The 21,695-nt window shown below is 63.2% G+C and carries 21 protein-coding genes; 8 read left to right on the top strand and 13 right to left on the bottom strand.

The genetic code is table 11. The features are described from left to right. Positions 1-331 precede the first annotated feature (331 nt). Both WYS_RS13445 and WYS_RS13440 read left to right on the top strand, forming a co-directional pair. Positions 332-1,315: a PLP-dependent cysteine synthase family protein gene (locus tag WYS_RS13445; protein ID WP_019178702.1), complete on the top strand. Its 984-nt coding sequence runs from the start codon at positions 332-334 to the stop codon at positions 1,313-1,315. Next, complete coding sequence (locus tag WYS_RS13440) at positions 1,312-2,466, top strand: trans-sulfuration enzyme family protein (RefSeq protein ID WP_019178701.1); 1,155 nt, start codon at positions 1,312-1,314, stop codon at positions 2,464-2,466. The genes WYS_RS13445 and WYS_RS13440 overlap by 4 nt, the downstream gene beginning before the upstream one ends. 2 nt (positions 2,467-2,468) lie before the next feature. Here the strand turns inward: WYS_RS13440 and WYS_RS13435 are convergent, their stop codons facing one another. The 9 genes from WYS_RS13435 to WYS_RS13395 all read right to left on the bottom strand — a co-directional run bounded on the left by WYS_RS13435 (position 2,469) and on the right by WYS_RS13395 (position 12,451). Continuing rightward, entirely contained in the window at positions 2,469-3,158 is a 690-nt protein-coding gene (locus WYS_RS13435) for a hypothetical protein (protein ID WP_026069134.1), read from the bottom strand. 137 nt (positions 3,159-3,295) lie between these two features. Beyond that, a complete protein-coding gene (locus WYS_RS13430; RefSeq protein ID WP_147654231.1) occupies positions 3,296-4,402 on the bottom strand; it encodes an ABC transporter substrate-binding protein in 1,107 nt (368 codons plus the stop codon). 13 nt (positions 4,403-4,415) lie between these two features. Beyond that, entirely contained in the window at positions 4,416-5,261 is an 846-nt protein-coding gene (locus WYS_RS13425; protein ID WP_236993821.1) for an ABC transporter permease, read from the bottom strand. Positions 5,262-5,364: 103 nt separating this feature from the next. Beyond that, on the bottom strand, positions 5,365-6,552 hold the full coding sequence (locus WYS_RS13420) for an ABC transporter substrate-binding protein (RefSeq protein ID WP_019178697.1): 1,188 nt from the start codon (positions 6,550-6,552) through the stop codon (positions 5,365-5,367). A gap of 39 nt (positions 6,553-6,591) precedes the next feature. Beyond that, the gene (locus tag WYS_RS13415; protein ID WP_019178696.1) at positions 6,592-7,422 is read right to left on the bottom strand and encodes an ABC transporter permease; all 831 of its coding nucleotides are present in this window, start codon (positions 7,420-7,422) and stop codon (positions 6,592-6,594) included. Position 7,423: 1 nt separating this feature from the next. Beyond that, positions 7,424-8,452, bottom strand: coding sequence for an ABC transporter ATP-binding protein (locus WYS_RS13410; protein WP_019178695.1), 1,029 nt, complete (start codon positions 8,450-8,452; stop codon positions 7,424-7,426). A 43-nt stretch (positions 8,453-8,495) separates the two neighbouring features. Next, complete coding sequence (locus WYS_RS13405; RefSeq protein ID WP_019178694.1) at positions 8,496-9,860, bottom strand: nitrogenase component 1; 1,365 nt, start codon at positions 9,858-9,860, stop codon at positions 8,496-8,498. Continuing rightward, a complete protein-coding gene (locus WYS_RS13400; protein WP_019178693.1) occupies positions 9,857-11,449 on the bottom strand; it encodes a nitrogenase component 1 in 1,593 nt (530 codons plus the stop codon). The genes WYS_RS13405 and WYS_RS13400 overlap by 4 nt, the downstream gene beginning before the upstream one ends. Before the next feature lie 3 nt (positions 11,450-11,452). Continuing rightward, positions 11,453-12,451, bottom strand: coding sequence for a nucleotide-binding protein (locus WYS_RS13395; protein ID WP_019178692.1), 999 nt, complete (start codon positions 12,449-12,451; stop codon positions 11,453-11,455). 403 nt (positions 12,452-12,854) lie between these two features. On the opposite strand from WYS_RS13395, the gene nifB reads away from it, so the two are divergent. Beyond that, entirely contained in the window at positions 12,855-14,144 is a 1,290-nt protein-coding gene (nifB, locus tag WYS_RS13390) for a nitrogenase cofactor biosynthesis protein NifB (RefSeq protein WP_236993820.1), read from the top strand. Positions 14,145-14,163: 19 nt separating this feature from the next. Beyond that, the gene (locus WYS_RS13385; protein ID WP_019178690.1) at positions 14,164-14,982 is read left to right on the top strand and encodes a methanogenesis marker 8 protein; all 819 of its coding nucleotides are present in this window, start codon (positions 14,164-14,166) and stop codon (positions 14,980-14,982) included. Positions 14,983-15,014: 32 nt separating this feature from the next. Here the strand turns inward: WYS_RS13385 and WYS_RS13380 are convergent, their stop codons facing one another. Genes WYS_RS13380 through WYS_RS13370 form a run of 3 tightly spaced genes read right to left on the bottom strand, consistent with a single transcriptional unit; the run spans position 15,015 to position 17,114 of the window. Then, complete coding sequence (locus tag WYS_RS13380; RefSeq protein ID WP_019178689.1) at positions 15,015-15,650, bottom strand: (Fe-S)-binding protein; 636 nt, start codon at positions 15,648-15,650, stop codon at positions 15,015-15,017. Between the two features lie 4 nt (positions 15,651-15,654). Continuing rightward, entirely contained in the window at positions 15,655-16,353 is a 699-nt protein-coding gene (locus WYS_RS13375) for a GTP-binding protein (protein ID WP_019178688.1), read from the bottom strand. Next, on the bottom strand, positions 16,350-17,114 hold the full coding sequence (locus WYS_RS13370; RefSeq protein WP_019178687.1) for an ATP-binding cassette domain-containing protein: 765 nt from the start codon (positions 17,112-17,114) through the stop codon (positions 16,350-16,352). The genes WYS_RS13375 and WYS_RS13370 overlap by 4 nt, the downstream gene beginning before the upstream one ends. 231 nt (positions 17,115-17,345) lie before the next feature. On the opposite strand from WYS_RS13370, the gene WYS_RS13365 reads away from it, so the two are divergent. Together WYS_RS13365 and cysK are read left to right on the top strand one after the other, a co-directional pair. Beyond that, positions 17,346-18,266, top strand: coding sequence for an ABC transporter substrate-binding protein (locus tag WYS_RS13365; RefSeq protein ID WP_019178686.1), 921 nt, complete (start codon positions 17,346-17,348; stop codon positions 18,264-18,266). A 160-nt stretch (positions 18,267-18,426) separates the two neighbouring features. Beyond that, positions 18,427-19,341: a cysteine synthase A gene (gene cysK, locus WYS_RS13360; protein ID WP_019178685.1), complete on the top strand. Its 915-nt coding sequence runs from the start codon at positions 18,427-18,429 to the stop codon at positions 19,339-19,341. Between the two features lie 78 nt (positions 19,342-19,419). On the opposite strand, the gene WYS_RS15795 is transcribed toward cysK, so the two are convergent. Further along, entirely contained in the window at positions 19,420-20,001 is a 582-nt protein-coding gene (locus tag WYS_RS15795) for a CBS domain-containing protein (RefSeq protein ID WP_162137744.1), read from the bottom strand. Positions 20,002-20,494: 493 nt separating this feature from the next. Here WYS_RS15795 and WYS_RS13350 point away from each other — a divergent pair, with 493 nt between their 5' ends. Continuing rightward, the gene (locus WYS_RS13350; protein WP_019178683.1) at positions 20,495-20,758 is read left to right on the top strand and encodes a hypothetical protein; all 264 of its coding nucleotides are present in this window, start codon (positions 20,495-20,497) and stop codon (positions 20,756-20,758) included. A gap of 120 nt (positions 20,759-20,878) precedes the next feature. Further along, on the top strand, positions 20,879-21,691 hold the full coding sequence (larE, locus tag WYS_RS13345) for an ATP-dependent sacrificial sulfur transferase LarE (protein WP_019178682.1): 813 nt from the start codon (positions 20,879-20,881) through the stop codon (positions 21,689-21,691). Positions 21,692-21,695: the final 4 nt, after the last annotated feature.

The raw sequence follows: 21,695 nt of genomic DNA, 5'->3' as shown, positions 1-21,695 counted from the left end.
GCGCGGACACTATGAAAGAAGCTTGTCGCTGCCACCGTCCACGGTGATCTCCGACCTCGTGATGACCAAAGAACTTCTTTCTGTAAACGTGCGAGCTGGGACGGGTCTCGAGCGGGTTCCTACGTACTGACCATAGTTAACAATAGTTAAACTTAAATAACCAGTAACCTTTGCTCCGGTCTATGTTGAGAAGGGATCGCGTTTGTCGTCCGCAGGCGTCCGCCCGGTAGGTCTGTTCTTCCGATCCCTTCATTGAATTTTGCCGCCGATGACGAGGGTCTCCGCATCAGGGGGACCGCCGTCGTGATGTCCGGCACCGGAGAGTGAGAAAATGTGGTATGAGAATATTCTGCAGGCCATCGGGAGGACCCCTCTGGTGCGGCTGAACCAGGTCACCGAAGGCCTCGAAGCGACAGTGCTTGCCAAGCTTGAGTTCATGAACCCCGGCGGAAGCGCCAAGGACCGCATCGCCCTGGCCATGATCGAGGAGGCTGAGAGAAGGGGCCGCCTCGTCCCCGGCGGCACGGTGGTGGAAAGCACCTCCGGGAACACCGGGATGGGGCTGGCCATGGTCAGCGCGGTGAAGGGATATCGCAGCGTGTTCAGCATCCCCGACAAGATGAGCCAAGAGAAGATCGATGCTCTGCGCGCGTTCGGGGCGCACACCGTCGTGACCCCGACCAAGGTCTCCGCCGATGATCCCCGCAGCTACTACTCGGTAGCGCGCAGGATGGCGGAGGAAAAGCCGGACGCGCTATACATCGACCAGCTCAACAACCCCGCCAACACCGACGCCCACTACCGCACCACCGGCCCGGAGATCTGGGAACAGACCGAGGGGAAGATCACCCACTTCGTCGCCGGGGTCGGCACCGGGGGGACCGTCTCGGGCATCGCCAAATATCTCAAGGAGGTCAGCCCGTCGGTCAAGGTCATCGCCGCCGACCCCCACGGCTCGGTGTACTATCACTACTTCAAGACCGGGAAGTTCCCGGAAGCCCACAGCTACTTCGTGGAGGGAGTGGGCGAGGATATCCTGTGCAGGAACGTCCACTTCGAGTACATCGACGACGTCATCCAGTTCAGCGACAAGGAGGCGTTCCTGATGACGCGCCGCCTCGCCCGGGAAGAGGGCATCTTCGCCGGCGGCTCGTCGGGGGCGGCAGTGCACGTGGCCCTGCAGGCGGCCCGGGACCTGGGACCGCAGGACGTGGTCGTGGTGGTCCTCCCCGACGGCGGGGCCAAGTATCTCAGCAAGATCTACAACGACCGGTGGATGAGGGAGCACGGCTTCCTGGAAGGAGGGATCGAATGAGGTTCGAGACGGAAGCGGTGCACGCGGGCGAGGAGCCGGAGAAGCAGGCCAATGGGGACGTGGCGGTCCCCATACACATGGCCTCCACCTTTGCCAGGAAGAAGGTCGATCGACCGACCAACGGCTACGAGTACTCCCGCTCCGGCAATCCCACCAGGAGGGCGCTGGAAGAGCGGTTGGCAGCTATAGAGGGAGGGATGGGCGCACTGGCCTTCGCTTCCGGTCTGGCCGCCGAGGCCACCATGATGTTCCTTCTCAGCTCGGGAGGCCGGGTGGTGGTGTGCAACGACCTCTACGGAGGGACGTTCCGCCTGTTCAAGAAGTGCTTCTCCCAGTTCGGCCTGGGGTTCGACTTCGTAGACCTCGGGGACCCTGGAGCGGTGGACCGGTCACTGGCCGAAATGACCGACATGATGTGGATAGAGAGCCCCACCAACCCGCTGCTGAAGGTGTACGACATCAAGGAGCTGGCCGGGAAGGCGCATGCCGCCAACAGGGAGACTTTAGTGGTGGTGGACAACACCTTCGCCAGCCCGTACTTCCAGAGGCCCCTGGACCTCGGGGCGGACCTGGTGGTCCACTCCACCACCAAGTACATCGGCGGTCACTCCGACGTCATCGGAGGATGCGCGGTGGCCAAGGACCCCGATCTGGTGGAGAGGCTGAGGTTCTACCAGAACGCGGTCGGCGCGGTGCCCGGACCTCAGGAATGCTACCTGACGCTGCGGGGCATCAAGTCCCTGCACCTGAGGATGAAGTGCCACCAGGAGAACGCCCTGGCGGTGGCGGAGTTCCTGGAAGGCCACGATCTCGTGCGGAGGGTCAACTATCCGGGGCTCAGGAGCCATCCCCAGCACGAACTCGCCAAGAGGCAGATGAGTGGGTTCTCGGGCATGGTGTCGTTCGAGCTCAAGGACGGCCTGGACCCCGTGAAGGTGGTCGAGTCCACCAAGATCTTCGCCCTGGCGGAGAGCCTGGGCGGGGTGGAATCGCTCATCGAATGCCCCTCCTGCATGACCCATGCCTCCATCCCGCGCGAGGAAAGGCTGCGTTGCGGGCTGGCCGACGGCCTCGTACGGCTGTCCGTGGGGGTCGAGAACAAGGAGGATCTCATCGAGGACCTGGCCCAGGCTTTGGAAAAGGCGAGGTGACCCTAGTATAACTGCCTCTGGGCGCACCGGTCATACTCCCGGGCCGCCGACGGCAGCAGCGCCAGCAGCGTCACGATGAAGGAGAACGCGATCAGGCCCAGGAAGGCCAGCAGTATCACTCCCGCAACGATGCCGGGCTGGTTCCGGAAGAAGAACAGGAAGTAATACGCCCCTTCCGCCAGGGTCATCAGCCCGAACGGGAGCATGAGCACCAGCAGGTTCCTCCGCTGGGACGGCGAATAGTTCCTCACCCCCTTCAGGGTGGTCCACGGGCGGAGGAGGACGATGAGCATCACCGCCGCCAGGATGATGAACAGCACTTCCGCCCGGAGGGCGAAGAGCGTGTTGAGGTTGTGGAGAACCACGTAGTTCGGGTCGAAAGGATAGAACGGGAATATCGACCCGATGTACAGATCGCCCAGCAGGTGGGCGAAGGACGCCAGCGCCGCGATCGCCAGGAGGGCCGGCCGGAGGCGGAACGCGATGATCAACAGCGCCAGGACCGCCGACAGCATGATGGCCCATCCCAGCAGGGAGTGGCTGGCCATCCTCAGCGCGCCGGAGTGAAGGAAGTCGGGCAGCACCGAGAAGAAGGCCACGTAGACCAGCCCCAGGCCCCTCTGCTCCTTCAACAGGAGCAGCAGCGGCAGGCATATTATGAGCGCAACGGCGAAATGCCCCGTAAGCCACATGGTTGAACCGTCCGGTGACCTGCCGACCACGCCCCTGGCCTTTCGGTCCGAGGACGGCTCACGCGGCAGATGCGCTAGTTCTCACTGGACCCCCTTGTATATAGCCGTTTTCTATCGCATGGGGCTCCGGCGGTGCATCACTCGGAGGGCCTTGCCCGGACCGCATGGAACTCCGTACCGCCCAGGGCGTGGGCGCTCTCGTGCGGCAGGGCGGGGAAGGGGTCCAGGGGCTGCGGTCCCGTCGAGTTCTCCCACAGGTCGCCGAACTCGGTGGTGTACAGGTCGGAGGGCTCGACCTCCCCTGCAGCTATGGTCCCGTCCATCACCATCGCGTCGATCCATGGCTGCAAGACCTCGTCCGTTATCTTCCCGGAATCGCTGTACCGGTGGGAGGTCACGTGGTGCAACCCCACGGCGTGGGCGGTGATGCCTTCCGCCTCGTGAGGATGGTCGTTGGCCCACCGCTCCGCTCCTTTGTAGGCCTGGACGAACGCCCTCACCGCGTCGGGGTTCTTCTCGATGAAGTCCTCGGTGAACAATATCAGGGAGGTCTCTCCCAGCGAGCCGGACGGATCGAGGCTGGTCGATATCGGCCTGACGCCGCCCCTTGGCTCCACTACCGTGTAGAACGATTGCGGCAATACGGCCACGTCGATCAGGCCCTGCCGCAGGGAGTCCTCCAGATGCGGGTCGGGTATGACCACGAACTCGAAAGACCCCATCTCGATGCCGTTGTCTTCGTACCATCCGTCGGCGTCGATCTCCATGCAGAAGCCCGGCATGCTCACCCCGATCCTGGGAACGTTCCCGCCGGCCACAAGGTCCTGGACGTTGTGGTACTTGCTGCTGTTGAGCACAAGCCAATGCATGTCGCCCTCAACCTTGTTGCCGATCTCCTCCGGAGAGGCCCCGCTGAGCGCCACCCCTTTCACCTTGGCCCCGCTGAGCAGCATGTGGATCACGGTGGCCGGGCTGGCGTCGATCACGTCGGTCTGCCCCCCGGCCAACGCGGCGGGCTGCAGGCTATAGAGCAACGAGCCGCGGTCCACGACATTGACGTCGTACGCCTCGAAATAGCCTTTCTGCACTCCCACGAACCACGGGGCGCTGGAGCAATCCTTGTTGATGTTCGCCCTTATGGTGTGGCCGTCCGCCGACGCGCTGGGCGGGAACGCCAGGGCGGCCAATAAGGCCGCCGCCACTGCTACAGCTGCGATCAATGCTACTGCCTTCTTGCCGATCATTTCAGGAACCTCCTCATATCTCCGCACCCTCCCTCCACCGGGAGAACCTTCTTTCGATCCTCGCCACCGCCCCGTTCAGCAGGATGCCCAAGAGGGCCACCGTCACTATCCCCGCCCACATCTTCTCCAGCTGGAAGGAGCCTTGATGGAAGGGGCAGGCCTGGGATATCATGTACCCCAGCCCGGAACTGGCACCGATCATCTCCGCCCCGATGAGGAAGAAGAACGCCAGGAGGGTAGCGGATCGTATCCCCGCGAATACCGAAGGCAGGGCCCCTGGTAGCAGGACCCTCTCGAACAGCTGCCCCCTGCTCAGCCCGAACGATCTGGCCATCTTCACCAGCTCGGGGTCTACGTTCCTTATCCCGCTGACCGTCCCGAACAGGACCGGCCACATGGAAACCCAGAGGATCATGGTGACCTTGGACAGCTCCCCCAGCCCCAGCACGGCGATGAACGCCGGGAGCAGGGTGAACGGATTGGCCTGGCTGAACATATGCAGCAGGGGATTGACCGCGGTCTCCAGCGTCTTGAACCATCCTCCCAGCAGGAAGCCGAGCGGCACTGCCAGCATGATAGCGAGGGCCAGGCCGGCCACGGTGCGGCCCAGGGAGATGGCGATATGCTCCACCAGCTCGCCGGTCATGGTCAGCTCCGCGACCTCCCGCATGATGGTGGTGGGGGCCGGCAGGACCGTGGGGCTGATGAGCCCGGCGGACGGGGCGTACTGCCACACCGCCAGGAAGACCAGTATTGGCACCGCCGAGAGCGCCAGGCGCAGGCCGAAAGGCCTCGCTTGACCACCCTGGCCGGCCCATCCGCCATTTGCACCGGCCATCTTCACCCCGGTATCGGCCATGATCACCTCTCTCGCTCGACGCGGTCGTGAAAATAAAGTGCTTCGGAAGAGCGCGGGCCGGGCCAGGCCCTTCCGGGGCGCGGGTTTCACGCCGTTCCCCGCATCACCTCTCCCTGGCGATCGTCGGCACGACGGCCTCGTCTATCGAGTGGTGGTCCGCATGAACGAGCACTTCCTCCACGAACGAGGAGATGGGGGCGATCAGGCCCGCGGTCTCGTTCAGCCACCCATGGTCTCGATTGGTCGGGGAGTTGAACGGGTTCAGAGGCTGCGGGGCCACCGGGTCCGTCCACAGGTCGCTGAACTCGGTGGTGTACAGGTCGGAGGGCTCGAACGCGCCTTCCGGGATCAGGCCGAACTTCTCCATGGCATCGATCCAGGGCTGGATGTCCGCATCGGTAATGGTGCCGTTGTAGCTGTACCAGTGCGGGACCGCGCTGGTGAGTCCGATGGTGTCGGCGGTCAACCTGCCGGCTTCCTCCTGGTGATCGTTGGCCCATCTCTGGGAGTCCTTGTAGGCCTTGATGAACTGCCTTACCGACTCAGGGTTCTTCTCGATGAAGTCCTCGGTGAAGACCAGGAAGGAGGTCCCGGCAAACTGGCCCAGCGTGTCCATGCTGGTCGCCAGGACCCTGACGCCGCCGTGCTCCTCGGCCGCCGCGTAGAACGGCGGGTGCAGGACGGCCACGTCTATCTCCCCATTGAGGAGGGCCGCCTCCTGGTAGGGGTCGGCCAGCTTCTTTATCTCGTACTGGTCCGGCGAGTACCCGGCGTTGTCCAGCAGGACCATGGTCTCCAGGTCCGCGCAGATCCCCTGGGCCAGGACCGCTATCACCGGCTTGCGGTCGAGCTTGGTGAACAGGTCGTCGATGGTGTTGTAGGGGCTGTCGCCCTTTACCAGCCAGTGCATGTGCTGCTTGCTCACGTTGCCGTCGTCCGGCTCGTATCCGCTCATCACCACGCCCTTCACCTTGGCCCCGCCCTGTATCAGGTTGATGATGGTGATGGGGTGCCCGTCGTAGATGTCGTCCTGGCCCGAGGCCAGGGCGGTGGGCTGGAGGGAGTAGTCCAAGGCGCCCTGGTCAACGAAGTTGATCCCGTAGGCCTCGAAGTACCCGATCTGCTGCCCCACGTAGAAGGGCGTTCCCGTGCAGTCCTTGTTCACGTTCGCCTTGATCGTGTACCCGCTGGCCTCGCCTTCCTTGGGCAGCACGAAGGCTGCCACCAGGACCGCGACCACCAGAACGGCCACTATGGCTACCGCTATGTATGTCGTCCTCTTCTCTGTCACGTCACTTCACTCCTTTTTCTTCGCTCTTTGATCCTCAGATCATATCGTGATCGCTTCCTTCCACCCGGAGAGCCTCTTCTCCAGGTACTGTATCAGCAGGTTCACCAGTATGCCGAGCAGCGCCACCGTCACGATCCCGACCCACATCTTGGGCATCTGGAAAGTGGCCTGGGCCTGCAGTATCATGTATCCCAGACCAGAGCTGGCGCCTATCATCTCCGCGCCTATGAGCATGAAGAACGCGAACACCGCGCTCATCCGGATGCCCGTGAACACCGAGGGCATCGCTCCGGGTAGCAGGACCTTGTAGAACATCTGGAACTTGCTCATTCCGAGCGACCGGGCCATCTTCACCAGGGCCGGGTCGACGTTCTTTATGCCGGTCACGGTGTTGAACAGCACCGGCCACTGGCACACCCAGAAGATAATGCTGATCTTGGATATCTCGCCTATCCCCAGCAGGGTGATGAACACCGGGAACAGGGTGAACGGATTGGCCTGGCTGAGCACCTGCAGAAGGGGGTTCACCGCGGTCTCCAGCGTCTTGAACCATCCTCCCAGCAGGAAGCCCAGGGGGAGCGCCACTGCCAAGGCTATGCCGAAACCCAAGAGTATGCGCTGCATGCTGATGCCGACGTGCGTCAGCAGCTCTCCGCTGAGGATGGTCTGGACGAACTTGTCGAAGATCGTCGTCGGTGTGGGGATTATTACCTCGTTGATCAGCCCGAGATCGGGGGCAATCTCCCACAGCACCAGGAATACGATGATGGCCCCGAACACGTGCACGAACTTCACTCCGGCCTTGGCCAGCAGACCGAAGCCCAGCTCCAGCCCGTTCTTTTTTACATTTGAGCTCGCTGCAGCGCCCATTTCAATCACCCGCGCTTACCTTGATGCCAGGGTCCAAGCCCGGCGCTTTGGCCGGTATCTCGCTCGTCAGGCCTTGGGCCTTTATCGCCTCCTCCTTCAGGAGCTCCCAGAGCCGGTGCCTCGTCCGGATGTAGGGGTCCGAGACCTTGACGTCGTCATGGAGCCGCTCCTCCCTGGTCAGGGGGACCGGGACCACGCTCTTGATGGTGCCCGGGCGCGCCGTCATCACCGAGACCCGGTCGGCGAGGAACACCGCCTCGTCGATGCTGTGAGTGATGAAGAGGACGGTCTTCCCGGTCTCCGCGGCGATCCGCAGCAGGTCGCGCTGCAGGATCTCCCTGGTCTGGGCGTCCACCGCCGCGAAGGGCTCGTCCATCAGCAATATGTCCGGGCCGATGGCCAGGGCGCGGGCGATGGCGACCCTCTGCTTCATCCCCCCGCTCAGCTCGTGGGGGTAGTGGCCGAAGAAGCCCTCGAGACCGACCAGTCCCAGGTAGCGGGAGGCGGTCTCCTGGCGCTTCTTCTTGTCCGGCTCCAGGTTCTCCAGGGCGAACTCCACATTGCCCAGGGCGGTCTTCCATGGGAGCAGCGCGTATTGCTGGAACACCACCGCACGATCGGGGCCGGGGCCGCTGACCGGCACGCCGTCGATGAGGACCGCTCCCTCGGTGGCTTTGCTCAGGCCGGCCACCAGGTCCAGGAAGGTGGACTTGCCGCAGCCCGAAGGCCCCAGGATCACGTGGAATTCCCCCCTGGAGATGGCGAGGTTCAGGCCGCCCAGGGCGGCCGTGCCGCCGGAGCTGCCGTTCTTCCCGTTGCCGCGCGCGGCGAAGGTCTTCTTGACGTCGATCGCCTTGATCTTGATGGCGGCCCCGCCCTCCCCGGCCTCATAGTCCCAGTCGAGGGGCACTTGGCCCCCTGGGGCGGCCGCATGCGCGGTCCCGTCCCTCTTCTCCGTCCCCTCGCAGATGTCCGCGGTGGCGGAGGCTGAGCTTCCAGCGCTTGCGCTGGGGATGTCGGTTCTGGTCATTTTTCACCTCGTGATCTTCTTCCTTTTTTTCCCTTTCAGTCCTTCAGAGCGGGCCGACCACTTTCGAGGTTATGTCCTCCAGCAGGTTGTTCCCGCCGCGATATCCGGTGTACGTCCTTTCCACGATGGCGCGATCGAAGGTGGGAAAGGTGATGCTGAGGTGCCCGACCGAGAACTCCTTAGCCGCCGGCCACTTCTCCAGCGAAGATGCCAGCAGGAACTGGAAGCTCCGGTTCCTCAAGTTGTTCCTGATCTTGAAGGCGTCCCTCTCGAAGATTATGTCCGGCTTGACCACCGACTCCAGCCCTTCAGTCAGCTCGTGCCTGATCATCTCGCGGACCTCCTCGGGAGGCTCATCGGTGATCTGCACCACCTCCGGCAGGTGCCCCACCTCGTTCGCCAGGTACTTCGTTACGCCCAGGGCGGTGTTGGTGTCCGCCACCACCGCCAGGAACGGGTGCGGGAGCCCGATGATGACGCCGTCCATTATGTACTCGGCGAAGCGGTAGGCGCGGCGCTCCTCCTGAGCGATCACGCTCTCCACGGTCTTCTTGGGGACCTTGAGCTTCTTGGCCACGGCCCTCAGGAACTCGCTGGTCTGCTGCGGGCCGATGGGTGTGGAGGGGAACGAGATGTAGGGCTGATCGAACTTCTCCTTCAGCTTCCGGGCGGCCTTGTGGCCGTTCCAGGTCGACAGCACGATGTTCAGCTCCGCCTCCGGCAGCGCCTTCACCTTCTTCAGGCCGTCGAACTCGGTGAAGATGATGTTCGCTTCCACGCCGATCTTGGCGAGGAGGTTCTTCACCGCCTCCAGGTCGCCCTTCCAGAAGATGTGCTGCAGCGGCACCACTCCCAGGATGTTGACCACTTTCTTCCTCTGGGGACGGGGCTCCAAGATCTGGTCGATGATCGACTCCAATAGGACCTCGTAGCCGTCGAAGGTGTTGCCCTTGAAGCCGGCGGTGTTCACCACCACGATCTCCGGGCTGACGCCCCGTATCTTCTTCCCGCGGAACTCTCTCACTACCGCCTCAACGTCGTCGCCAATGAGCGCGGGCACGCAGCCAGAGATGACCACGTACAGGTCGCCGTCCATTAGCTGGATGGACGAGTCGATGAGCTTCCGGAGCTTGTCCTCCCCGCCGAAGATGACATGCTTCTCGATGAGGCAGGAGCACGGCACGCTGGTCCCGCCGGTCCCTCCGGCGGCGTTCTCTCCCGCGCCGTAGTGAAAGCCCAGGAGCTGGGCGATGCCGCAGCCCGCCCCCGCGTGCAGTATCGGAACAGCGCCGTAGATGGCGGTGGTGGCGAGGTACGCGCCGCCCAGGGAGCAGGTCCACCGGGGGGCCTCGGCGATCTCCGGGTACACCGCCTCCACGCCCAGCGCGTCTATCTCTGAGGAGGTCACGGTCCCACCTCGTCGGCGTCGCTGTCGAGGAAGTACAGCGGGTTCTCCTGCTCGTAATACCATGACCTGATGCCATCCTTGGTCTTGGTCTTCATGGTCTTCTGCAGGGTCTTGCTCTTGAACGCCTGGAGCAGGAAGCTGCCGTACGCGACAGCGCCGGCGTAGGCGCTCTGCTGGGCCCACAGGTTCCCGTCGCCGCGCAGCGAGTGGACCCTGGTGATGCCCTTGAGCCGCTTGTAGGAGCTGCCCTGGAACGGGCAGGTCAGGGTCATGTCCGGATCGAGCCTGCGGTTGATGTGGGCCTGCTCGGCGGCCTGGAAGGTGTTGACCAGGATGTTGAAGTCGCCCACCTGCTCCACTACCTTCTCCAGCTCGTCGATGATCAGGTTATCGTAGTCCTGGGCCATGGCGGCCGAGGACTTGACGCCGAGCTCGTCGAAGTAGGGCACCTGCGCCAGCAGCCTTCCCTGCCCCAGGGCGCCCAGGACCTCCACCTTCTCGCCGTTGGGCTTGATCTTGGAGAACTCTTCCTGGATAGCCTTCATCTTGGGCCCCCACTTCTGATGCTCCTCCTCAATGACCTTTTCCGCTTCCCTCTCCTTGCCGGTGGCCTTCCCGATCTCCCGCAGCCACCCATCGGTGTTGGCGAACCCCATGGGGGATGGGTACATGAAGTACGGCACGCCGTACTCCTGCTTCAGCCCCCTGGACAGATAGTCGGTGTAGGTCGGGCACAGCGGCGCGGTGACGGCCGCCTCGGACAGCTGCTCGAACTGCTCCACGGTGGCGAACTCAGGGACGTAGCTCACTCTGAGCCCCATCCTGCCCAAGAGCCTCCTTATCTCCAGGCGGTCCTGCCAGGTGTACGAGAGCATGCTGGCGCAGTTCACCAGGTCCTCCTGCTTCTTCCTGGGTTCCTTGACCAGATACTTGAGCACAGCGTGCCAGAAGGCGTCGTAACCGGTCTGCACCAGACGGGAGCGTATGCCCTCGCAGTGTATCGGCACGATGGTGGCCTTGGTCTCCGGCTGTATCGCGTTCACGGTCCCCTCGATATCCTCGCCGATGATGCCGGACGCGCAGGAGGTGAGAATGAAGATGGCCTTGGGGTCGTACCTCCTCTGCGCCTCCTGCACCGCCGCCCTGAGCTTGTCCTGGGCACCGTACACCACGTCCTTCTCGTTCAGGCTGGTGGTCATCCAGTGCAGGTCATACTGCTCCGGCAGCCCCAGGCTGGTCGGAAGGTGCTGGAACAGCTCGCGATACCCGAGCGACGGGACGGAGCATCCCACCGGGGCGTGATAGATTATGGTGGCGTCCCGGATGGTGTTCACCCTGACGGTGAGGTAGAAGTTCAGGGGGCAGCCCGAGGACTGCTGGAACTTGCGGTCGCACTGCTTGAGCCTGCCGGCGCGGGCGTCGGCCAGCAACTCGGTGGCCTTCCCGTAGTACACGTTGATACCGTTGGCCCGCTCCTCGCGGTTGGGACAGGTGTTCTCGCCGAGGTCGATCCTCTTGTTGACGATGTGGACCTCCGGCACGGGCTCGCCATTGGGAACGTTCTTGGCGCTCTGCTTCTTCGCGGCCATCTCTCATCCTCCCTTGACCGACGCGGCCCTACCGCCAGGGGAGGACTTCACCAGGACGGAGCCGTCGGACTTGGACCTCCGGGCCGGCCTCTTGGAGACCGCCCCCGGCAGGCTCTCGGTCGCAGCCTCGTTCTGGATGGCGAAGTTGATCCCGGTGGGAGCGTCGCGGCTCTCCAGCAGCTTGTCCGACCAGCTCTCCGCCCATGCCTTGAGCTGATCGACCTCCAGCGGGGCGGGGACGTAGCGGTCCTGGTTCTTCACGATCTTGCTGGCCAGGGCCCTGTAGACATCGGCCTGCTCGGAATCGGGGGCCGCCTCGATGACCGTCTTTCCCTGCAGCTCGCTCTTGGTGACGGTGAGGGAGCGGGGCACGTACTCGGCGATGGTGGTCTTGGTGGCGGCCGCGAAGTGCTCGATGATCTCCCTCTGGATGGGGAGGTTGGTGGAGTTGGCGATTATGCCGCTGAACAGCGCGCCGCCGCTGTTGGCGTACTTCCTGATGCCCTTGAACAGGTTGTTGGCCGCATAGATGGCCATGAAGTCGGACGAGGTGACGGTGTACACCTGGTCGGCCACCCCTTCCCTGATGGGTATGCCGAACCCTCCGCACACCACGTCGCCGAGGACGTCGTAGATGACCACGTCCGGCTTGTAGTGGTCGAACACCTTCCTCTGGTTCAGCAGCTCGATGGCGGTTATGATGCCCCTGCCGGCGCAGCCGACCCCGGGCTCGGGACCGCCGGCCTCGACGCACAGGACGCCGTTGAACCCTTCATGGACGACGTCGCTGGTCTCGAACCTCTTCCCGCCCCGGAGGGTGTCCAGGACTGTGGGTATGAACTCGCCGCCCCGGAGGGTGTTGGTGGAATCGCTCTTAGGGTCGCACCCGATCTGCATGACCCTCAAGCCCTGCTCGGAAAGCGCGGCGCTGATGTTGGATGAAGTGGTGGACTTGCCGATCCCACCCTTCCCATATATCGCAATGTTCCTCTGTTTCGCCATTTTAGGTTTCTCCTTTCATTTCATGTCAAGAGGTTTCCAGTTGACTGAGGGATTCTAGGCGCAGAGGTCTATTTTTAAAACGAGTCGGGCAGCCTATTTAAACTGCATAACGACAGTCGGAACCGACTAGAAATCCACACTTCGGCTGTGGAGAGAACGATCGGACATTGACTGCACGGCCATCATGCCGGAGCACGTCTGGCTCGACCCCTCCGGCGCGGCCTGTCGCCCGTCCTTCATTTTTTGCACGAAACGAAGAGGGAGCGCGTCGCCGCCTAGCGAGGGGGGGCTGCACATCGGAAGAGCCCCGAATCGACATGAGCCTGGACGAGAATTATTCGTATTCATTTTAGAATTAAACCCACAAACAGGTATTTAGCGGCTGGAACCGCTTGAGAACGCATTGACGCCAGACACAGCCATGGAGGCCGAGGCGCGCCTGAGGGCCCATCCCTGCTTTTATTCCGGCGCCCACCGCAAGTTCGCCCGGATGCATTTGCCGGTCGCCCCGAAATGCAACATCCAGTGCAACTACTGCGATCGCAAGTATGACTGCACTAACGAGTCCCGGCCGGGAGTGACCTCTGAGGTCCTCACCCCAAAACAGGCGGTGGAGAAGGTCAGCTACGTCAGGGGGAAGCTGGAGAACCTCTCGGTCATCGGCATCGCCGGTCCCGGGGACCCTTTAGCCAACGAGGAGACGTTCGAAACCCTGGAGCTCATGAAGAAGGAGTTCCCAGAGATTACCTTCTGTCTGAGCACCAACGGTCTGAACCTGCCGAAGAACGCGGACCGGCTGAAAGAACTGGGAGTGAGGTTCGTCACCGTCACCATGAACGCCATAGATCCGGAGATCGGGGCCAGGCTATACGACTTCGTGATGTTCGAGGGGAAGGCATATCACGGGGAGGAAGCGGCGAAGATCCTCATCGATAATCAGCTCGAGGGGATTAGGCGCGCTACCGAGGCGGGCATCACGGTCAAAGTCAACTCCGTGCTGGTCCCAGGTATCAATATGGACCATCTGCCCGCGGTAGCGAAGAGAGCGAAGGAGCTCGGCGCTTACATAGTGAACATTCTTCCTCTGATACCGGTTCCGGGCACCAAGTTCGAGAGCATGCGCGCGCCGACGTCCAAGGAACGCAAGCAGCTGCAGGACGAGTGCGAGGTGGACATACGTCAGATGAGGCACTGCCGGCAGTGCCGGGCCGATGCCATCGGGCTGCTGGGCGAGGACAGGTCGGCGGAGTTCGCGCACTTCACCTGCGCCACGAAAGAGAGGGACATCATCATGCCACCGGAACAGAAGAGCTCGTACCGCATAGCCGTGGCCACATCGAGCGGAAAAGGGGTTGACCAGCACTTCGGTCTGACCGAGGTCTTCAGGACCTATAGATTCGAGGACGGCAAGGTAGTTCCCGGCCCCAGCATCGACGTGACGGAGGAGCAGGAGATCCCCCTGTTCGGTCCGGGCCACCGCACCAAGATCGAAGCTACGTCCGATAAGTTGAAAGGCATGGACGCGGTCATCTCTACCAAGTTCGGCCTCCCGGCGATCGAGCTGCTGAAGGAGAACGGCATAGAGCCGATCGAGGACAGCGGCGACCTGGAGGCGGCGGTGAGAAAGGCCGTCGCTTCGATCAGGGGCGAGCGCGCATCGCCCTCTTCGCCGGACCAGGCCACGGCCGAATGAACCGTCGAGGGTGAATCATATGGGCAGGCATGTCATCGAGGCTCTTGGGAAGACGAAGGTAGTGATCGAGGACGGCAAGATCGTGGAGGTCGGGGAGCCTCAGCTGGAGTACTGCCCCTTGTTCTATAAAAAGCGGGGCATAGAGACCATGACCCCCGAGATCGTCCGCGAGAACATCGAGTTCCGCATCAAGGACTTCGGCATGTGCACCCCCGACCGCAAGCTTCGGATGAGGGATTTCCTGTCCTTCGGCGTATCGGAGCTCCTGGGCATGGCGGTGGCCGAGGGACGGCTGGACGCCGCGGTGCTGGTGTGCGACGGCACTGGTACCCTGGTGGTCTCGGAGCCCGATCTCATACAGGGCATCGGCGGACGCATCTCCGGCATAGTGGAGACGTCCCCCATCGATGAGGTCATCGACGCCGTCGGAAGGGACAGGGTGCTGGACCCGTCAACCGCCAAGATAGACCAGCTCGCCGGGACCGAGCTGGCGTTCAAGCTGGGGTTCAAGAAGGTGGGGGTGACCGTTTCGTTCGCCGGCGACGCTAAGGCACTGAGGGACCGGTACGGCGACAGGGTGGCTATCTTCGCCGTGCACAGTTCCGGGCGGACCGCGGAGGACGCCGAGGTCCTGTTCGACTCCTGCGACATCGTCACCGCGTGCGGCTCCAAGAGCATCAGGGCCGTGGCGAAGGAGAGAGCGCCGATGCAGGCCGGCAACAAGGTGCCTGTCTACGCCGCCTCCAAGTGGGGCGAGGAGTTGATCGAGCACCGGCGCAAGGTGGTGAAGGCGCCCCAGGTCATCCAGCCGGAAGACCCGCCCCGCCCGCTAATCTGAGAGCGGTCCGCAAGAAAAAAGGGGCCAAGCCCTCAGCCCCACACCTTGAGGTCGACGTTCTCGATCCTGACCTTGTCCCCCTCCGAGCTCACCACCACGCCGGAGTGCACCTTCTGCATCATGCAGCGATGGGGGATGAACCTCACCGTCTCCCCGATCTCCACGATGCGGTCGTTGACGACCTGCCCCTCGAAGGCCACCGTGGAGCATATCCCGATGTCCGTGGGCACGCTGTCGGTGATGCCCAGGCGGTGGAGCGGCCCGGTAACCTGGACCATGAGGACGGAGTGGTCAACCTTGGCCACCTTGGCGAAGTGGAGGATGGGACAGCCCAGGCAGCGGTAGGAGACCAGCTCCCCGGCCTGGGGCCTCACGTCGCGGTCGAAGGGATAGATGAACTCCCGGCAGGCCGGCTCCCCCGGCAGGGGGGCGAGGATGACGTCCGCGGCCACCCTATTGCCCACCAGCTCGACCGGCCTCTCCGGCCTCGATGCCACCGCCTCCACGAGCCTGGCGCGGTTCTCCGCGTACCTCTCCTGGAGCAGCAGCGGGCAGTCGTCCACCTCGGCGCCGTCCCCCAGCGCCGCCGCGAAGCTACGGCAGTTGGGGAAGCCGCACCGCCCACAATTGTACCCCGGCAATGTCTCAAGTATGCTTATGCTGCTCATTCCATCATTCTCCCGAATAGAACATCGAGCCGTCGATGTGGCGCAGGACGCCCCGGTGGTTCTCTTTTCCCATCTTCATCTCCCCGGCGCACAGCGTGCACACCCCCAAGGGCGGGGTGTGGCGGAGCCTCATGACATCGATGGTGTCCGCGGCCTCCGCCACCAGCTCGGCGAGCTCCGCGGAGCCTTTCCCGGTAAGCCCGTTGGCCTCTATGAGCGTACATGAGGGGTTCGCTTCCAGGACCCTCTCCCGGAACACTTCCCTTTCCGCCTGGGATACCATGTCCCCCTTGGTGACCACGACCGCATCGGCGGTGGTCAGCATGGGGCCGATCTTCAAAGGGGTGTTCGGCCCGGAGGTCGCGTCGATGACGCAGACCGCCAGGCATCGGTTGGAGTAGGGCGCGCAGCGCAGGCAGAGGCCCGCGGTCTCCACCAGCAGGACCTCGGCCCCCTCGGAACGGGCCCAGTCCAGCATGCCGTCGGTGTTGTAGATGGAGAAGTGGTCGGGGCACATGTCCCTGGCCAGCGCCACCTTGACCGGGATCCCCAGCCGCTCCATTCTCTTGGCGTCGTCCGTCCACAGGCAGTCTATCTTGACCAGAACCGGCCGCACCTCCTTGCGGACGAGCGTCTTGGTCATCCAGGAGAGTACCGAGGTCTTGCCCGCGCCGGGAGTGCCGGCGATCACAACCATCTTCATGCCAGGCTCACCGTCCTGCCTTCCCTGATCGATTCCCTCAGGGATAGCATCCATCCGTCCAGCTCCATGAGCCGGGAGCAGACCCGCTCCTCTTGGGGGGTCCGCTCCAGCACCAGCCGCGCGCCTCCCTCGGACATCACCACCCTTCGGGACGCGAGCAGCGCCAGCAGGGGGTCGTGGGTGACCACGATCACTATCTTTCCCCGGCCGGCCAGCAGGCCCAGCGCCTCCTGCTTCCTTATCCCGGCGTTCTCGATCTCGTCGATCAGCACGATGGGGGAGTCGGAGATGATGGCGATGTCCGCGGCCATGAGCGCCCTGGACTGGCCGCCGCTGAGCTGGGTGAGATGGTCGGTCGTCCGCACCGGCTCCCCGGTCAGGCGGTTGGCGGTGGCTACCACCTCGGGCACCAGCGAGGCGTCCTTGCCCCGGCTCCGGGCGTGCATGCGCAGGAACTCCTCCACGTCCATGTCGGCGAGGAAGTGCATATTCTGCGACAGCTGCGCCACCGGCTTGCTGCGGGGGTCGGCCCGGGTGCGGACGTCCTGAAGATCGCCGTCTATGAGCACCTGCCGCTGGGAGACCGTGTCCCCCACCGCCAGCTGCTCGATGTCGCTGATGAGGGTGGTCTTGCCGGAACCGGTCGGCCCGACAATGCCGACGATTTCGCCGGGGCGGAAGACCAGCCGGTCCACCTCTTCCTTCTCGCCGTTCTTGTCCACGCCGCCCCGTATCTCCAGTATGTCGCAGTGCCTGCCCATGCCATCGCCTCGGTCCGCTGACGGCCGTTCTTGATATGGCTGAGCACTTTTCACCTATTTATACCACACATAACCCAAAGAGGATAATAATTCGGCTATGCGGTACAATCAGGCCATTTGATGGGCGATAGTACAAAAATCGACGGCCCCTCCCACAACAAGGGAAACATCTGGACGGCCCCCGGCTTAGCATTAAATATCAAGGGCCCTCCATATTAAGGACCGATAGGCATGGCGCGGAAGATCAGTATCGGGCACCTCTCGACGTTCTATCACACCTCGTTCATCCTGGAAGGCACCGACCGGCTGCAGAGGAGAGGCATCGACGCAGAGTGGAAGCTGTTCGCCTCCGGGCCGGACATCGTGAAGGCGTTCGAGAAGAAGGACATCGACATGGGGTACGTCGGACTGCCCCCCGCCATCATAGGGATGGGCAGGGGACTGGACCTGAAGTGCGTGGCCGGCGGGCACGTCGAAGGCACCGTCATGGTCGCGCAGAAGGAGTACAAGGGCTTCGGGGAGCTGGGGGACCCCGGGTCGGTGCTGAAGCAGTTCGAAGGAAGGACCGTGGGCACCCCGCCAAAGGGGTCCATACACGACGTCATAGGGCGGGACCTGGCGGAGCGGTACGGGGTCGACGTGAAGATCGAGAACTATGCCTGGGCCGATTACGTCCTGCAGGCCCTCGTCGACGGGGAGATCCCCGCGGCGTTCGGCACCCCGCCCCTGGCCGTTGCGGCCAAGAGGTACGGCGGGGCCAAGATCGTCATCCCCCCGGACCGTCTGTGGCCGAACAATCCAAGCTACGGCATCGTGGTCCGCGGAGAGCTGATGGAGGAGGAGGGGCTCATCCTCGATCTCCTCGAGGAGCACGAGCTCGCGTCCAAGCTGATACGGGAGGACCCCCAGAAGGCGGCGGGGATCGTGGCGAACCTGGTGGGGACGGTGGATGAGGACTTCATACTCCAGACCTACGCTGTATCTCCAAAGTACTGCGCCGCGCTCTCCGAGGAGTACATCGCCTCGACCATGAGCTTCGTGGGAGCGCTCAAGGACCTGGGATATATCGACAGGGCGCTGAGCGAGAAGGACATCTTCGAACCCCGGTACATCGAGAAGGTGCACCCGGGACCCCCTCACTATGCCACGTGAGGCGCGAGGGGGAACGGCGCCACGGACCGTCAGGGGGCGATCATATGTTCGGGGCCGCGGCAGGCGCCGAAAGCGCGCCTCTGGCAACATAAAATAGTCATATGTGAATATTATCGAGACACAGAGTTATAAACCATCAGAAGTGTTAACATTTGATAATATGACGTTGCATGACTCGATACTGAGCACCATCGGCAACACTCCCCTGGTGAAGCTGAACAAGATCGTCCCGGCGGGCTCCGCCGAGGTATATGCAAAGTTGGAATCATTCAATCCAGCAAGCTCCGTCAAGGACCGTATCGCTCTCTCCATGGTGGAGGATGCCGAGAAGAGCGGGGCCCTGACCAAGGACAAGATCATCGTCGAGCCGACCTCCGGGAACACCGGCATAGGGCTGGCCATGGTGGCGGCGGCGAAGGGGTACCGCCTCGTGCTGACCATGCCGGAGACCATGACCATCGAGCGCCGCAAGCTGCTGAAGGCCTTCGGCGCGGAGATCGTGCTTACGCCCGGACCAGAAGGCATGGGCGGTGCGGTCAACAAGGCCAAGGAGATCTACCAGAGCGATCCGAAGCACTACATCCCTCTGCAGTTCGACAACCCCTCCAATCCCAAGATCCACCGGGAGACCACCGGACAGGAGATCCTGAAGGACCTGCCTGACCCGGACGCCTTCGTGTCGGGGGTCGGCACCGGGGGCACCATCACCGGGGTCGGGGAGGCCCTGCGCGAGAAGGGCAAGAAGACGCTGCTCATCGCCGTGGAACCGGCCAGGTCGCCGGTGCTGTCCGGCGGGGCCAAGGGGCCCCACAAGATACAGGGCATCGGGGCCGGCTTCGTGCCCAAGGTGCTCGACGCCAAGATCCTCGACCGCATCGTTCAGGTGAAGGACGAGGATGCCGCGGCCACCGCCAGGGAGCTTGCCAAGAAGGAAGGCATCCTCGCCGGCATCTCCTCGGGAGCGGCGCTGTGGGCCGCCCTGGAGGTCGCCAAGGAGCTGGGGAAGGGCAAGAAGGTCGTGGTGGTGCTCCCCGACACCGGGGAGAGGTACCTGAGCACGGACCTGTTCGAGTGAGCCGGGCCGCCTCCGCAGGCATCCCAAACCCCTTCATCCCATTTTTACTAAATCGAAAAAATAAAGAACGGTCGGGCCTCAGATCGACCAGTCGATCTGGATGAGGTCCGCTCCCGTGACTATGCCGGTTATCTTCCCGTTGCGGGTGGTGAGAACGGCGTGCTCGGCGAGAATCAGCGATTCCACCGACTCCTTCTCTACGTCCTCGTCCACCACGGGGAAGGGGCCGTCCATGACGGACCGTATGGGCCTGCGGGCGACCTCCTCGATCTTCATGCCGGCCATCACCAGCTCCAGGATGGTCTTGTCGCAGAGGCTGCCGACCACTCGGTCGCCCTCGAACACCGGCATCTGGGAGATGTCATGCTCCCTCATCAGCTCGGAGGCCCTCCTGACCGGGTCCTCGGCCTGGAGCCCGATGACCTGCTTGGTGCTGATGTCGCGCAAGCGGACCTTGGTCAGCCGCGTCTCCGCCTCGTCCTCCAAAGCCTCGAAGAGCTTCACCACCTCGGGGTAGCTGCCCTTGATCTTGCACCTCTCGATCTTGGCGATGGTGGATTGGCTTACCCCGGACCTCTTGGCCAGGGCTGACTGGGTGATGCCGAGGGAGTGCCGCATCTGCCTGATCTGTGTCGCTTCCGGGAATCGTACCGCTTTCAATCTCTCACCTGCTCTTTGGTCGTTCGGCGCCGCCCTTCTCTGTACGCGAACATCCGGTCCCCGACCCGCAGACCTGCGGTTCAGCGCTTGGTTCGGCGGCGGTATAACGATTGTTAAGTTATTTAATGACTGTGATGTGGGAGATTCATAATAGAATAAAATGTTGGCAGAAAGGCGCATGAAGGCCTTGAAAAGGCATGATAAGGCGCCAGGCCAGCCTGGACCCGCTCGAACGGAATATTCCTGGACGGACCGTCGGTCCGGTAGCATGCGAGCACCCTGACGGTGCCTGAGGGTGGGGTTCGAGAGGCTTTCTCCCTCCGCCCCCGCCGGGCCGTTGCGCGGAAGGGATAGATATGCAATTCGGAATCGGTCCGGTCACATGGTCTAGCTGGCGGCCAGGTCATGCCCGGTTCGTTTGTTAATACCAGGATTGCTTCGAGAAAAGCATAACTATACGAGATTCCTTAGGTGCAAATAATTGGGGCATCAGATGAGCGAGTACCGTGTTACCGACAGGGGAGTGGAGATCGGACGGATGAACATTACCAGCACGGGGTTCACCGTCCTCAAAGGTCCTCAGTTGATGGAGGTCTTCTGCGACCTCGGCGATATAATGGGGCACAGGGTCAAGGCCCATTCCATGGGCGGGCAGCTCCACGCCGAGCTAGGGGACCATTCGGACAAGGACCAGATGATAACCCTGGTGCAGCGCAAGCTGGAAGGCTTCGGGTACACCCTGAGCCTGAGCCGCTAGGCCACAACATGAACGAAGGGGGTCCCCCGCGGGACCTTCCCCTCTTTTTGTATCCCCCGACGCCGTCAAGGGCCGGGCGGCAACTGCTATGAGGACCGTATGTGTTCTGCTGAGGATGCCATGACCGACATGCCTGATGATGTCCAACGCAAGCTGGGAACCCTCCGCCGATGGTTCAGGCAATGGGACTCCGTCCTGGTGGCATACTCAGGAGGAGTGGACAGCTCGCTGCTGATGGCCGTGGCCGGCGAGGAGCTGGGGCCCCGGGCGCTGTCGTGCATCGGCGTTTCCCCCAGCTACCCCAGGCGGGAGAGGGATGCCGCCGTGGAGCTGGCCGAGAGATGCGGGGCGAGGGTCCGGCTTGTCACCACGGAGGAGCACCTGGACGACCGGTACCGGGCCAACGACGGGGACCGCTGCTATCATTGCAAGAGCGCGCTGTTCCGCCGGCTCCGCGGCATCGCCGGGGACGAGGGGTTCAGCGTCATCGTGGACGGCAACAACTTGGACGACCTTTCGGACGACCGGCCGGGGCAGCGGGCCGCCCGGGAGCAAGGGGTCCGCTCTCCCCTGATCGAGCTCGAGCTGACCAAGCAGGACGTCCGCGAGCTGGCGCGGACGCTGGATATCCAGGTATGGGACAAGCCGGCCATGGCCTGCCTCTCCTCTCGGGTGCCCCAGGGCACCCCGGTAACGCCGGAGCTGCTGTCAAGGATAGAAGCGGCCGAGGACGTCCTGCACGGCCTGGGCTTCCGCCAGTTCCGGGTCCGGCACGCCGGGGACACCGCCAGGATCGAGCTCCTCCCCGAGGACCTGGCCCGGGCGGTGGAGCTGAGAGGGGCCATTGTGGAGGGGGTGCGGAAGGCCGGGTACAGGTATGCGTGCCTCGACCTCGCAGGATTCCGGGGCACTCCTCCGGCCGAGCGGCCGTGAGCTT

Origin of the sequence: Methanomassiliicoccus luminyensis B10 (genome assembly GCF_000308215.1) — an archaeon.
GTDB classification, from domain to species: domain Archaea; phylum Thermoplasmatota; class Thermoplasmata; order Methanomassiliicoccales; family Methanomassiliicoccaceae; genus Methanomassiliicoccus; species Methanomassiliicoccus luminyensis.
This window is presented reverse-complemented; position numbering and strand designations above follow the sequence as displayed.